The following is a 14024-nucleotide window of genomic DNA, read 5'->3' on the forward strand; positions in this document are numbered from 1 at the left end:
AGCGGCCTCCGGCTCATCGGGAAACCCGTGCCCCCAACGGAACAACCTCCTTCGCCTCGGTTCATTCGTTATGTCGTCCCCTGGATCAGCAAGGAGAACCATCATGACTGAACGACCACACTTGGTGGCGAGCCGCGCTCCGGTGCCCACCTCTTCACACCCCAATCTCGGCACGCCGGAGCGACTGGTCTCGTTGGCGGCCGGAACGTTATTGCTTGCCAACGGACTGCGCCAGGGAGGGCTCAAGGGTTGGTCGCAAGTGATGTTTGGCGCATGCGCGGCCTGGCGTGCCTACTCCGGCACATGCAGGGTCAAGCAGGCGCTGACGCATAGCCCCTTCGAGCAGACGTTCGAACAGGACCGCGATTGGGACGGCAGCAAGGTGATATCCCGCAGCATCACGGTGGGCAAGCCGAGGGATGAGGTCTATGGGTTTTGCAGCAACCCGGCCAACCTGGGTGCTCTCATGCCCTGGGTGGACGCCATCGAGCAGATTGGCGAACGAACTTATCGCTGGGTCGCCCATGGGCCGATGGACAAGACGCTGCACTGCGACATCGAACAGTGCGAACCCAAGGAAGGCCGCAAGCTGCACTGGATAGCCGGCCCTGACAGGCGCTTCAAACACGATATCCAGATGCATTTCAGCGATGCGCCGGCCGGTCGCGGTACGCAGATCAAAGTCATCGTGGCATGCGAAACGCCCCTCGGCACGGCCGGCTATGCCCTCGCCGCCGCCATCTCCCGGTTCTCCGACAAAGCCCTTTTGAACGTGCTGCGCAGCATCAAGCAGCAGTTGGAAACAGGCGAAATCAGCACCAACAAGATGCGCGATCCACAGACGAAGGATTTCCTCTTCGTGCACCCGGCGTCCAGCGCGACGCGAGCATCGGCCAATGACTCATCCACTGACAAAACCGAACTTGATGGAGGTACCGTCTGATGCGCGCATTGACGTGGCAAGGCCCCAATAAACTGCAAGTCGAGACGGTCGACGACCCGTCCATCCTCAACCCCCGCGATGCCATCGTCCGGGTGATCCTGTCCTCGGTGTGCGGCTCGGATTTGCACCTGTTGGGCGGCTACGTGCCAACGATGCAGGCCGGCGACATCATTGGACATGAGTTCATGGGCGAAGTGGTTGAAACCGGCTCGGCTGTCACGCAAATCAAGAAAGGCGACCGGGTCGTCACGGTGTCGATTGTCGGCTGCGGCGAATGCGAGCATTGCCAGCGCTCGGACTTTTCCTGCTGCGACAACTCCAATCCGAACCCTACCGCCACCGACATCGCCTACGGTCAACCCGCCTGCGGCATCATTGGCTACAGCCATGCGTTCGGCGGTTATGCCGGCAGCCATGCCACCTATATCCGGGTGCCTTTCGCCGACGTCAACCTGTTCACCATTCCCGAAGGCGTCAGAGACGAACAGGCTGTGTTCGTCTCCGATGCGGTGCCCACTGGTTTCTTTGCCGCCGACAACGCCGATATCCAGCCCGGCGATACGGTGGCGGTCTGGGGGTGCGGCGGGGTCGGGCTGATGGCGATGTCCAGTGCCTACCTGCTCGGCGCCGAGCGGGTGATCGCCATTGACCGCTTTGCCGATCGCCTGCGCCTGGCCGAGGAAAAGGCCGGCGCCATCGCCCTCAATTACGAAACCACGGATGTGCACGCCGCCCTGCTGGAATTGACTGGCGGCCGCGGACCGGATCGCTGCATCGATTGCGTCGGCATGGAAGCCCACGGCACCGAAGTGGATTATTTCTATGACAAGACCAAGCAGATGCTGCGCTTGCACACCGAGCGCGGAACCGTGCTGCGCCAGTCGATACGCGCGTGTCGCAAAGGTGGGACCGTGTCGGTGGTCGGAGTGTACGGCGGCTTGCTGGACAAGTTCCCGATGGGGGCGATTGTCAACAAGGCACTGACCCTGCGTTCCGGCCAGCAACCGGGACAGCGCTACGTGAAGCGGCTGTTCGAACACATCCAGAAAGGCGAACTGGACCCCTCCTATCTCCTGACTCATCCCATGGGCCTGGAGCAATCGGTTGAGGGCTACGCGATGTTCAAGGAGAAACGCCAGGATTGCCTGCGGGCGGTGTTTCGGCCGGAGTGAAGGGCGATCCCGTGGCGAGGGTTTAGGCTCCCTCGCCACGGATTTGACGGGCTTATGGACAGTCGCGGTGCGCCGTCATAATCGGTAACATACCGGCCTTTCCCGCAGCCTTTCTGCGCCCTGCCAAATAAGCCCATTCCATGCCTTTTGAACTCAGCGTCGACCTTTCCACCCTCGCTATCCTGGCCGTCGTGGCGTTCATCGCCGGCTTCATCGACGCCATTGCCGGCGGTGGCGGCCTGCTCACCACACCGGCCCTGTTGACCGCCGGCCTGCCGCCGCATCTGGTGTTGGGCACCAACAAGCTCAGTTCAACCTTTGGCTCGGCCACGGCCAGCTTTACTTTCTACAAGCGCAAACTGTTTCACCCGCGACAGTGGACCCACGCGCTCGTCGGCACGCTGATCGGCGCCTTGGCCGGTGCCGTCGTCGCCCATTACCTGCCCGCCGAGTGGCTGAACAAGATGTTGCCGGTGATTGTCTTTGCCTGCGGCCTGTACCTGCTGTTCGGCGGCACGCCCAAGGCACCGCTGGACAGCAACGCGCCGATCAAGAAAACCTGGCAGTCGCCGCAGGGCTTTACCCTTGGCTTCTATGACGGCGTCGCCGGTCCGGGCACTGGCGCGTTCTGGACCGTCAGCAGCCTGCTGCTCTACCCCATCGATCTGGTCAAGGCCAGTGGCGTGGCCCGCAGCATGAACTTCGTCAGCAACATCGCGGCGCTGTCGGTGTTCATCTTCTCGGGCCAGGTGGATTGGATCATCGGCTTGAGCATGGGCATGTCGGTGATGATCGGCGCGTTCTTCGGCGCGCGCACCGCCATCAGCGGCGGCGCGAAATTCATCCGCCCGGTGTTCATCACCGTGGTGCTGGCCCTGACCGTACGCCTAGCCTGGCAACACTGGTTCAGCATGGCCTAAGCGACGGGCCACGTAGAGGTCGATCAAATACCGGGCAATCGAGCGCGAGGCTGGAAGCGGTGGCAGGTCGCGGACATTGAACCATTGCGCGTCTTCGATCTCGTCTTCCTGGGGCACAATGTCACCGCTGGCGTATTCGGCGTGGAAGCCCAGCATCATCGAGTGCGGAAACGGCCAACACTGGCTGCCCACATATTGGATGTTCTTCACTTCGATACTGACTTCCTCGCGGACCTCGCGAACAAGGCAGTCCTCGGCCGACTCGCCCGGCTCGGCAAACCCTGCCAAGGTGCTGTAGACGCCCGTGACGAAACGGGGCGAACGTGCCAACAGGACTTCATCGCCACGAGTGATCAGCACGATCATGCTAGGTGAGATCCGCGGATAATGCCGCAGCTCGCAGGCATCGCAATACATCGCCCGCTCTCGCGGGACCTGGCTCATGCGCTGGCCGCAACTGCCGCAAAAACGATGCTCGCGAGCCCAAGTGCCGATCTGCGCCGCGTAGCCCAACACCTTGAACAGCGTGTGGTCGTCTTCGAGCATGAACGCCCGCAAGCCTTTCCAATTACAGCCGGGAATGTCCAGGGCGCTGTGCAGTTCCAACAGATAGACCGGCTCGCCATCGAGATGGCCGATACCGTGCTCGGCAAGGATCGACAGGTCCTGGCGCTTGAGCCAGTCGCGGGGAAACAGCGCGCCGTTGTCATCGTACAAAAAACCTTCCGGGCTGCGGGCCACGGCCCAGCCGCCGGGAAGGTCGGTGTCGAGTACTGCGGTGGTCCAGCGTGAAATCATGATCGATCAATCCAGAAATTCGGGTTTCTGTTTGCTCATATGGGCGGCCATGGCCAAGCGCAGATCATTGGATTGCAGCATGGCGGCGTTCCACGTGGCGACGTATTCCAAGCCGTCGTCGATGCGGTGGTCGCGCATGTAGCTGATCATTTCCTTGGTGCCGGTAACGGCGATCGGCGACTTGGCGGCGATGTCCCGGGCGATGCCCATCACACCTTCGAGCAAGCTGGCGGTATCGCTGTAGACACGATTGACCAGGCCAATACTGCGCGCTTCGTCGGCACCGAAGGTGCGCCCCGTATAAGCGAGTTCACGCAGCATGCCGTCCCCGATGATCCGGGGCAAGCGTTGCAAGGTGCCAACATCGGCCGCCATGCCGATGTCGATTTCCTTGATCGAGAACTGCGCGTCCTCGGCGGCGTAGCGCATGTCGCAGGCGGAAATCAGGTCGATGGCACCACCCAGGCAATAGCCCTGGACCGCCGCGAGGACCGGTTTGCGACAGTTGTCCACGGCATTGAACGAAGCTTGCAGCTGCAGGATCTTGCGCCGCAGTACCCGGGCGTTACGGCCCACATCCTTGCCCAACTCGTTGGCCACGCCGGCCAGCATCATCAGGTCGATGCCTGAAGAGAAATGCTTGCCGGCACCGCTCAAGACCACCACTCGCACTTCGTCGGTCTCGTCGATCCATTGGAAAATGTCGACGATTTCGCTCCAGAACGCCGCGTTCATGGCGTTGATCTTGTCCGGTCGATTGATTTGCACATGGGCGATGTTGTCTGCAAGTTCGACGTTGAACGCTTGGTATTGCGACATGGCAGTGTCCTTTGACCGGTTGTAAGAAGCCTGAACTATAACAAGCGATCGCGACTGGACGTAGGCAGTGCATCGGCCAAAAGCGGGACTGGCGGCCTGCGAGTAACCTGTGGCGAGGGAGCTTGCTTGCGCTTGAGTGCGCAGCGCTCATAAATTAGGGGGCCGCTACGCAGCCCAGCGGGAGCAAGCTCCATCGCCACAAAAGCCTGATGCGATTACCGCTTGTCATCCACCTCCAATTGCCCATCCCAACCACCGCCCAATGCGGCAATCAACTGCGCACTGGCAATCAACCGGCTCTGTTGCAGGCTCAGCACGCTGCGCTCGTTGCTCAGGGCAGTGGCCTGGACGGTGACCACGTCGAGGTAGCCGATCAGCCCTGCCCTGTACTGGTTCTGCGTCAGGCGCAAAGACTCGCGCGCCGCGTCCAGGGCTTCCTGGCGGACGCGGGCTTCGTCCTCGAGCACCTTGAGCTGGATCATGTAGTTTTCGACTTCGCGGAAGCCGTCGAGCACGGTCTGGCGATAGGTGGCGACGGTCTGGTCATAGGCGGCGACGCTGCGGTCGACCTCCGCCGAGCGCTGGCCACCGTCGAACAAGGTCATCGCCAGTTGCGGGCCGACCGACCAGAAGCGGTTTGGCACGCTCACCCAATTATCGTAGGTGCTGCTGCTATAGCCTCCACTCAGGCTCAAGGTCAGGTCCGGATAATAGGCCGCCTTCGCCACCCCGATGTTGGCGTTGGCGGCCATGACCGAGCGCTCCGCCGACGCGATGTCCGGGCGGCGTTCGAGCAATTGCGACGGTACTGCAACCGGGACCTGCGGCAGCGCCGGGATGTCCTGGGTCTCGGCCAGGCTGAACTCGGCGGGCGGCAGGCCGATCAGCACGGCGATGGCGTTTTCGAACTGCGCGCGCTGCCAGATCAGGTCGATCAGGTCGGCCTGGGTGGTCTTGAGCTGGTTCTGCGCCTGGGCCACCGCGTCCTTGCCGGATACGCCGGCGCGGTACTGGTTTTCGGTCATTTTCAGCGAGCGTTGATAGTTGTCGACCGTGGTCTGCAACAAACGCTTCTGCTGGTCGATCACCCGCAATTGCAGGTAGTTCTGCACCAGCTCCGATTGCTGGCTCAGGCGCATCGCCGCCAGGTCGGCAAAACTGGCTTGCGCGCTGGCTTCGTCGGCTTCAAGCGTGCGGCGCAATTTGCCCCACACGTCCGCTTCCCAGCTCACGCCGGCCTGGGCGCTGTAGGTGTCGCGAATGCCGCTGGAAGAACTGCTCAGGCTCGAACTGCTGCTGCCGGTGCCCTGGCTGGAACGGGTCTTGCCAACCGTGAGATCGACCGTCGGAAAAAATGCCCCGCGCGCACTGCGCGCCAAGGCCTGGGCCTGGCGGTACTGGGCTTCGGCCTGGGCCACGGTCTGGTTGGAGGCGTTGAGTTTTTCCACCAGCTCGTTGAGACGGGTGTCAGCGTACAGCTCCCACCAGGCGCCACGGGCCAGGGCGTCGCTAGGGTTGGCCTGGCGCCAGCCTTGGGCTTCCTTGTACTGCACCGGTGCGGTGGCCGACGGGCGCTGATAATCCGGACCGATAGCGCAGGCACTGAGCAGTGCCACGCACAGCGCCAGGCTCAGGACACGCGAGCCACGGGCGGTCGCCAACGGTGCGACAAGGTTGAACAGCGTACTATCGGTCATAGCGGAGTTTCCAGGGCAGCATCAGTGCGCACCCCACGCCAGCGGTTGAAACGATGGCGCAGGTTATCGAGATAGAGGTAGACCACGGGGGTGGTGTAAAGCGTCAGGACTTGGCTGAACACCAGCCCGCCGATGATCGTCAGGCCCAGTGGCTGGCGCATTTCCGAGCCTTCGGCACCGCCGAGCAACAGCGGCAAGGCACCGAGGATCGCCGCCAGGGTGGTCATCAGGATCGGCCTCAGCCGCAACAGGCAAGCACTGCGGATCGACTCCAACGACGTTTGGCCGGCGCGCTCCAATTGCAGCGCGAGGTCGATCATCAGGATGGCGTTTTTCTTCACCACCCCGATCAACAGGAACAACCCAAGCAGCGAGATCAGGCTGAACTCGCTGCCCAGCACGTAGATCGACAGCAACGCGCCCACCCCGGCAGAGGGCAAGGTGGACAGGATGGTCAGCGGATGTATGTAGCTCTCGTAGAGCACGCCCAGCACCAGGTACACCGCCAGCAACGCCCCGAGGATCATGAAGGGCTGGCTTTTCTGGGTCGCGGCGAATGCATCGGCGGTGCCGGCCATTTTTGCGATGACATCCTCGGGCATCCCGAGCTTGGCAATCGCCCGCTCGATCGCCGCGGTGCCCTGCTCCACCGTGACGCCTTCGGCCATGTCGAACGAAATACCTTCGGACGCGAACTGGCCTTCGTGGCTGACGCGGTCGTCTTCCAGGCTGTTTTCATAATGGGCAATCGCCGACAGCGGCACTCGCGCGCCGTCGGCGGTGATCACCTGGACCTGCTCGAGCGTATTGGGGTCCTGGGCATATTTGGGATTGACCTCCATCACCACCTGATACTGGTTGAGGCTGTCGTATATGGTCGAGATCTGCCGCTGACTGTACGCGTTGTTCAGCACCGAAGTGACCATGTCCATGTCGATGCCCAGGCGCTTGGCCTGGTCGCGGTCCACCACCAGCGTCACCTGCTGCGCCCCGCCACCGTCGCGGGCGTCGATCGCGGTCAGCTCCGGCAAGGCGCGGAAAGCGGCGACGACCTTGGGGTACCAGGTGCGCAGCGACGCCAGGTCCGCACTTTGCAGGATGTAGGAATACTGCGACGTGGTCTGCTCACGCCCGCCACCGAACTGCAGATCCTGGTCGGCCATCAGCATCAATTGGCCGCCGGGCACCTTGGGCATTTCCTTGCGCAAGCGCTCGATGACTTTCTGAGCGGAGATCCCGCGTTCCTTGATCGGCTTGAGGCGCACCAGCATGAAAGCGTTATTGGTGCCGTTGTTGCCGCCGATGAACCCCGCCACGCTCTGCACCGCTTCGTCCTTGAGCACAGCGCGACGGAAGATTTCCATCTTCGGCTGCATCACGTTGAACGACAGCCCGTCGTCGCCGCGCACGAAACCGATCAACTGGCCGGTGTCCTGCTGCGGCATGAAGGTTTTTGGCACCACCACATACAGCGCAATGTTCACTCCGATGGTCACCAACAGGCTGAACAAGGTCAGGCGACGATGGCGCAGCACCCAGTCCAGGCTACGGGCGTAACCCCGGACCATGCGCTCATTGAGGCCATGACTCCAGCGCTGCAAGCGGTTTTCCTGCCCCGGCACATGAGGCTTGAGCCATCGCGCGCAGAGCATCGGCGTGAGGGTCAGGGACACCACCAGCGAGACGACAATGGCAGCCGCCAGGGTGATGGAAAATTCGCGGAACAGACTCTCGACGATGCCGCCCATGAACAGGATCGACAGGAACACCGCCACCAGCGAGGCGTTCATTGACAACAAGGTAAAGCCCACTTCCTCGGCGCCGAGGTAGGCCGCTTTCATCGGCGGCACGCCTTCATCGATGTGCCGGGAAATGTTTTCCAGCACCACGATGGCATCATCCACCACCAGCCCCGTGGCGAGGATCAACGCCATCAGCGACAGGTTGTTCAGCGAGAATCCATAGACGTACATCACCGCGAACGTGCCCACCAGCGACACCGGCACCGCCAGCGTCGGGATCAGCGAAGCGCGGAAATTGCCGAGGAACAGGAACACCACCAGCACCACCAGGGCAACGGCGATCAGCAGGGTCATTTCCGCTTCGTGCAGGGTGGCCTTGATTACCGGCGAGCGGTCCATGGCCAGGTCCAGCTTGACGCTGGCGGGCAGTACCGCTTGCAGGGCGGGCAGTTGGTTCTTGATCTCGTTGACGGTCTCGATGATGTTGGCGCCGGCCTGGCGATTGATCACCAATAGCACGGCGGCGTCATTGTTGAAGAATCCGCTGTTATAGCGGTCCTCGACGCCATCGCTGACCTTTGCCACGTCCTTGAGCCGCAATACCGAGCCATCCTGGTAACGGATGACCAGTGTTTCGTAGTCCTTGGCTTTCTCCAACTGGTCGTTGGCCTGCACTTGCCACATGCGCTTGTCGTCTTCGACCGACCCCTTGGGTCGGCGCACATTGCTATTGGCGATCGCAGTGCGTACGTCGTCCAGCGCCACGCCGTACTGGTTGAGCAATTGCGGCTCCAGCTCGATGCGCACCGCCGGCAAGGAGCTGCCGCCAATCTGCACCTCACCGACACCCGCCACCTGGGACAGGCTCTGGGACAGGATCGTCGAGGCCAGGTCATAGAGCTGGCCTTTCTCCAACACATCGGAGGTCAGCGAAAGCACCATGATGGGCGCCTGGGACGGGTTGACCTTCTTGTAGGTGGGCATGCTGCGCATGCCGCTGGGCAGCAAGTTCCGCGAGGCGTTGATGGCCGCTTGCACCTCCCGGGCCGCGCCGTTGATGTCGCGGTCCAAGTCGAATTGCAGGATCACCCGCGTCGAGCCCTGGCTCGAGCGGCTGCTCATGGTGTTGACCCCAGCGATGGCGCCGAATGAGCGTTCCAGCGGCGTCGCCACCGTGGAAGCCATCACCTCGGGGCTTGCCCCCGGTAGGTTGGCCTGGACCACGATCACCGGAAAATCCATTTGCGGCAACGGCGAAACCGGTAGCAAGCCAAAGCACACGCCGCCGAGCAGCATGATGGCGAAGCTCAGCAGCATGGTTGCTACAGGACGACGGATGAAGGGGCCGGAGAGGTTCATCGGCCACAGCCCCTTGCTTCAACGGACAGGCTTTTGTGGCGAGGGAGCTTGCTTGCGCTTGAGTGCGCAGCGCTCACAAAAGGGGCCGCTAAGCGACCCAGCGGGAGCAAGCTCCCTCGCCACGAAGAGCCTTGGCATGGCAAAAAAGCCGTCATACCCGCACCTCGTCCGCCTCAGGCCTGGCAAACCGACGCCCCAGGCGATCGAAGTACAGGTAGATCACCGGCGTGGTGAACAGCGTCAACACCTGGCTCACCAGCAACCCGCCCACCATCACCAGGCCCAACGGCTGGCGCAATTCGGCGCCGGAGCCGGTGGCAAGCATCAGCGGCACAGCGCCGAACAGCGCCGCCAGGGTGGTCATCAGGATTGGCCGGAAGCGCAACAGCGCGGCCTGATAGATGGCGGTCTGCGGGTCCATGCCCTGGTTGCGCTCGGCGTCGAGGGCAAAGTCGATCATCATGATCGCGTTCTTCTTGACGATGCCGATCAGCAGGATGATGCCAATGATCGCGATCATGCCCAGGTCGTTACCGGTCAGCATCAACGCCAGCAACGCGCCAATGGCGGCCGAGGGCAAGGTGGAAAGAATCGTGATTGGATGGATGTAGCTCTCATAGAGCACGCCCAGCACGATGTACATCGTCACCACCGCCGCCAGGATCAGCAACAAGGTGCTCGACAGCGAAGCCTGGAAAGCCTGGGCCGCGCCCTGGAATTCGGTCTGCACGCCGACTGGCATGCCGATGTCCTTCTGGACCTTCTCGATGACATCGACGGCGTGCCCGAGGGCCACGCCTGGCGCCAGGTTGAACGACATCATCACCGCTGGGAACTGGCCGATGTGGGCAATTGCCAATTGCGCCTGGCGCTCCTCCACCCGTGCCAGGCTCGACAGGCGAACTTGCCCGCCGTCAGTGGTCTTGACGTGGATCTGGTCCAGCGCCTGCGGGCCGATCTTTTCCCCGGCCTGGGCTTGAAGCACCACGCGGTACTGACTGGCCTGGGTGTAGATGGTGGAAATCTGCCGCTGGCCGAAGGCGTCGTAGAGCGCATCGGTAATGTTCGACACCGACACACCCAGGCGCGATGCGGCGTCACGGTCGATCACCAAGTAGACCTGCAAGCCCTTGTCCTGCAGATCACTGGCGACGTCGGTGAGTTCCGGCTGTCGGACCAGGGCTTCGACGAGCCGTCCGCTCCAGAGGCTGAGCAACTCGGCATCCGGCGACGACAGGCTGAACTGATACTGGGTGCGGCTGACCCGATCTTCGATGGTCAGGTCCTGCACCGGTTGCATGAACAGCCGGATCCCCACCAGCCGGTCCAGCTGCGGTTGCAGGCGGGCGATGATCTCGCTGGCGCTGTCGTCACGTTCGCTGTGGGGCTTGAGGTTGATCAGCAGCCGTCCACTGTTGAGCGTTGCGTTGTCGCCGTCCACGCCGATGTAGGAAGAGAGACTCTGCACCGCTGGATCGGCGAGGATGACCTTGGCCAATTGCTGCTGGCGCTCGCCCATGGCGGCGAAGGAAATCGATTGCGGCGCCTCGGAAATGCCCTGGATCACGCCCGTGTCCTGCACCGGGAAAAAGCCCTTGGGCACGGCCAGGTACAACACCACCGTCAATACGAGACTGCCCACCGCCACCAACAGCGTCAGCGGCTGGTGCTTGAGCACCCATTGCAACTTGCGTCCGTAGGCGGCGATCAACCAGTCGATCCAGGCGCCGCTGGCGCGGTAGAAGCGGCCCTGCTCCTCTTCCTTCGGCTCACGCTTGAGCAGCCGGGCGCACATCATCGGCGTCAGGGTCAGGGACACCAGCAGCGAAATCAGGATCGCCACCGCCAGGGTGATGGCGAATTCGCGGAACAGACGACCGACCACGTCCGCCATGAACAACAGCGGGATCAGCACCGCAATCAACGACAGTGTCAGGGAAATCAGGGTGAAGCCAATCTGCCTCGCGCCCTTGAGCGCTGCCTGCATCGGGCTCTCGCCCTCTTCGATATAGCGGGCGATGTTCTCCAGCATGACGATGGCATCGTCCACCACGAAACCGGTGGCGATGGTCAGGGCCATCAGGGTCAGGTTGTTGATGGAGAAGCCGGCCAGGTACATGACGCCGAACGTACCGATCAACGACAACGGCACGGCCACCGACGGAATGATCGTGGCGCTGACCCGACGCAGGAACAGGAAGGTCACCATGACCACAAGGGCGATGGCGATGAGCAATTCATGCTGAACGTCGGTGACGGAAGCACGGATGGTCTGGGTGCGGTCGGTCAGCACGGCAACGTCCAGGCCGGCCGGCAGGTTGTCGGTGATGCTCGGCAACATGGCCTTGATCCGGTCCACCACTTCGATGACGTTGGCCCCGGGCTGGCGCTGGATATTCAGGAGCACGGCCTGGTTTTCATTGGCCCAGGCGGCGAGGCGCTCGTTCTCTGCGCCATCGACGATCTCTGCGACGTCCTTGAGTCGCAGCGGCGCACCGTTGGCGTAGGCCAGGATCAACTCGGCGTAGTCCTTGGGCGAGGTCAACTGGTCGTTGGCATCGAGCATGGAGACCCGGGTCGGGCCGTCGAAATTGCCCTTGGGCTGGTTGACGTTGGAAGCGCCGATCAAGCTGCGCACGTCCGCCAGGTTCAAGCCAGCGGATGCCAGGGCTTGCGGGTTGACCTTGATCCGCACAGCCTGGCGCTGGCCACCGGCGATGGTCACCATGCCGACGCCGCTGATCTGGGCGATCTTCTGCGCCATGCGCGTGTCCACCAGGTCATTGAGCTTGGGCAACAGCATGGTCTTGGAAGTAATTGCCAGGGTCAGCACCGGGGTGTCGGCCGGGTTGACCTTGTTGTACACCGGCGGCGCCGGCAAATCGTCGGGCAGCAGATTGGTCGCCGCGTTGATCGCGGCCTGCACCTGCTGCTCGGCAACGTCCATGTTGATGTCCAGGTTGAAGCGCAGGGTAATCACCGAGGCGCCGCCGGAGCTGGTGGACGCCATCTGTGTCAGGCCGGGCATTTGTCCGAACTGGCGCTCCAGGGGCGCGGTCACGGCGCTGGTCATCACGTCAGGGCTCGCGCCCGGGTACAGCGTCATGACTCGGATGGTCGGGTAGTCGACCTGGGGTAATGCAGACACCGGCAGCAACCGATAGGCAATCAGGCCTGCCAGGACAATGGCCAGCATGCTCAGCGTGGTGGCGACCGGGCGAAGGATGAACAGTCGCGAGAGATTCATGCGCCGCCCTTTTTCGCCTTGTCGGCCACGGCCGGCTCAGTCGGGGCCGCGGCGGTCTTGCCTTGCAAGTGCTCGGTCGGCGTGGTCGGCACTTGCTGGCTGTCGTTGACCACCTCCACCTCGCTGCCCTCTTTCAAGCGGTCGGTGCCTTCGAGCACCACCCGGTCGCCGGCGGCGAGGCCTTCGGTAACGACGGTCTTGTCGCCATCGCTGGCGCCGATCTTGAGCTTCTTGATGGTGACTTTCTTGTCGCCATCCAACGCATAGACGAACGTGCCGTTGGTGCCGAACTGAATCGCAGCGGTCGGCGCGAGGACCACGCCTTTCAGCGTGTCCGCCAGCAGGCGCACGTTGACAAACTGATTGGGAAACAGCGACTGGTCGCGGTTCTCGTAGCGGGCCTTGAATTTCAAGGTGCCTGTGGTGACATCGATCTGGTTGTCCAGGCTTTGCAAGACGCCGCTGGCCTGGAGCTTCACATCGCCACGGTCCCAGGCCTCGACGGGCAGTTTCGCCCCGCTGCGATAGCGGGCGAGTACGGTTTCGAGGTTGTTTTCCGGCAGCGTGAAGGCGACGCTGATGGGTTGGGTCTGGGTTATGACGGCCAAGGCCGTGGTGTCGTTGGCCGCTACCAGATTGCCGACGTCCAGTTGACGCAAACCTACGCGGCCGCTGATCGGCGCGCGGATCCTGGTGAATTCCAGGTTGAGCTTGGCGTCGTTGACCGCCGCCTGGTTGGTCTTGACCGTGCCCTGGTATTGGCCCACCAGCGCAGCCGCGGTGTCGAGAGTCTGCTTGGCGATGCTGTCTTCAGCGTACAGGCCGCGATAACGCTCGAGGTCGACCTGGGCGTTCTTCAACTGGGCCTGGTTTTGCAGCAAGGTGCCTTCGGCCTGGAGCAAAGCGTTCTGGTACGGACGCGGATCGATCTCGGCCAGCAGATCCCCGGCCTTGACCATCTGCCCTTCTTCGAACGCGATCTTCACCAACTCGCCGCCCACGCGGCTGCGCACGTTGATGGTATTGAGCGCCGTGACCGTGCCCAGCGCCTTGTAATACAGCGGAAAATCCCCGGTGACCGCCGTTGCCACCCGAACCGGAATCGGCCCCGTCGCACCACCAAAGCCCGGTCGCATGCCGCCCGAGCGCCCCGCCTGTCCGGCCGCGCCCTTCTGCCCGGCTTCATTTTTCGAGTCGGTGCCGGCAGGCCAGAATTTCCAAGCCAGCAAGGCAACGGCCAGCACAATGAGCAGGCCGAACAGCCAGCGACGTGATTTGCGGGAAACGGAGGATTGCATTGAATGGTCAACCATTGGGCGCGTGGGGT

Annotated in this window: 9 protein-coding genes; 3 read left to right on the forward strand and 6 right to left on the reverse strand. The window is 62.6% G+C overall.

What is annotated here, in order from left to right; translation table 11 throughout:
* Positions 1-103 precede the first annotated feature (103 nt).
* The 3 genes from VQ575_RS13920 (at position 104) to VQ575_RS13930 (ending at position 3035) form a co-directional block, all read left to right on the forward strand.
* Positions 104-943: an SRPBCC family protein gene (locus VQ575_RS13920; protein ID WP_325917694.1), complete on the forward strand. Its 840-nt coding sequence runs from the start codon at positions 104-106 to the stop codon at positions 941-943.
* Positions 943-2115, forward strand: coding sequence for a zinc-dependent alcohol dehydrogenase (locus VQ575_RS13925; RefSeq protein WP_039588771.1), 1173 nt, complete (start codon positions 943-945; stop codon positions 2113-2115). The genes VQ575_RS13920 and VQ575_RS13925 overlap by 1 nt, the downstream gene beginning before the upstream one ends.
* A gap of 140 nt (positions 2116-2255) precedes the next feature.
* The gene (locus VQ575_RS13930; protein ID WP_045155800.1) at positions 2256-3035 is read left to right on the forward strand and encodes a TSUP family transporter; all 780 of its coding nucleotides are present in this window, start codon (positions 2256-2258) and stop codon (positions 3033-3035) included.
* On the opposite strand, the gene nudC is transcribed toward VQ575_RS13930, so the two are convergent.
* From nudC to VQ575_RS13960, 6 genes are all read right to left on the reverse strand, one after another.
* Complete coding sequence (gene nudC, locus VQ575_RS13935; protein ID WP_325917696.1) at positions 3003-3833, reverse strand: NAD(+) diphosphatase; 831 nt, start codon at positions 3831-3833, stop codon at positions 3003-3005. The genes VQ575_RS13930 and nudC overlap by 33 nt on opposite strands.
* A 6-nt stretch (positions 3834-3839) precedes the next feature.
* Complete coding sequence (locus VQ575_RS13940; RefSeq protein WP_325917697.1) at positions 3840-4652, reverse strand: crotonase/enoyl-CoA hydratase family protein; 813 nt, start codon at positions 4650-4652, stop codon at positions 3840-3842.
* 215 nt (positions 4653-4867) lie between these two features.
* Positions 4868-6349, reverse strand: a complete 1482-nt coding sequence (locus tag VQ575_RS13945; RefSeq protein WP_325917699.1) for an efflux transporter outer membrane subunit — start codon at positions 6347-6349, stop codon at positions 4868-4870.
* On the reverse strand, positions 6346-9450 hold the full coding sequence (locus tag VQ575_RS13950; protein WP_039588776.1) for an efflux RND transporter permease subunit: 3105 nt from the start codon (positions 9448-9450) through the stop codon (positions 6346-6348). The genes VQ575_RS13945 and VQ575_RS13950 overlap by 4 nt, the downstream gene beginning before the upstream one ends.
* Before the next feature lie 151 nt (positions 9451-9601).
* The gene (locus tag VQ575_RS13955; protein ID WP_039588777.1) at positions 9602-12697 is read right to left on the reverse strand and encodes an MdtB/MuxB family multidrug efflux RND transporter permease subunit; all 3096 of its coding nucleotides are present in this window, start codon (positions 12695-12697) and stop codon (positions 9602-9604) included.
* The gene (locus VQ575_RS13960) at positions 12694-14010 is read right to left on the reverse strand and encodes an MdtA/MuxA family multidrug efflux RND transporter periplasmic adaptor subunit (RefSeq protein ID WP_039588778.1); all 1317 of its coding nucleotides are present in this window, start codon (positions 14008-14010) and stop codon (positions 12694-12696) included. The genes VQ575_RS13955 and VQ575_RS13960 overlap by 4 nt, the downstream gene beginning before the upstream one ends.
* Positions 14011-14024 lie beyond the last annotated feature (14 nt).

It is taken from the genome of Pseudomonas frederiksbergensis, assembly GCF_035751725.1.
Taxonomy (GTDB): domain Bacteria; phylum Pseudomonadota; class Gammaproteobacteria; order Pseudomonadales; family Pseudomonadaceae; genus Aquipseudomonas; species Aquipseudomonas frederiksbergensis_A.

Bases quoted from the DNA above. Each gene is read 5' to 3' on its own strand.
- VQ575_RS13950 (WP_039588776.1), bottom strand. From the start codon at position 9,450: ATGAACCTCTCCGGCCCCTTCATCCGTCGTCCTGTAGCAACCATGCTG.
- VQ575_RS13930 (WP_045155800.1), top strand. From the start codon at position 2,256: ATGCCTTTTGAACTCAGCGTCGACCTTTCCACCCTCGCTATCCTGGCC.
- VQ575_RS13920 (WP_325917694.1), top strand. From the start codon at position 104: ATGACTGAACGACCACACTTGGTGGCGAGCCGCGCTCCGGTGCCCACC.
- VQ575_RS13945 (WP_325917699.1), bottom strand. From the start codon at position 6,349: ATGACCGATAGTACGCTGTTCAACCTTGTCGCACCGTTGGCGACCGCC.
- VQ575_RS13925 (WP_039588771.1), top strand. From the start codon at position 943: ATGCGCGCATTGACGTGGCAAGGCCCCAATAAACTGCAAGTCGAGACG.
- VQ575_RS13955 (WP_039588777.1), bottom strand. From the start codon at position 12,697: ATGAATCTCTCGCGACTGTTCATCCTTCGCCCGGTCGCCACCACGCTG.
- nudC (WP_325917696.1), bottom strand. From the start codon at position 3,833: ATGATTTCACGCTGGACCACCGCAGTACTCGACACCGACCTTCCCGGC.
- VQ575_RS13940 (WP_325917697.1), bottom strand. From the start codon at position 4,652: ATGTCGCAATACCAAGCGTTCAACGTCGAACTTGCAGACAACATCGCC.
- VQ575_RS13960 (WP_039588778.1), bottom strand. From the start codon at position 14,010: ATGGTTGACCATTCAATGCAATCCTCCGTTTCCCGCAAATCACGTCGC.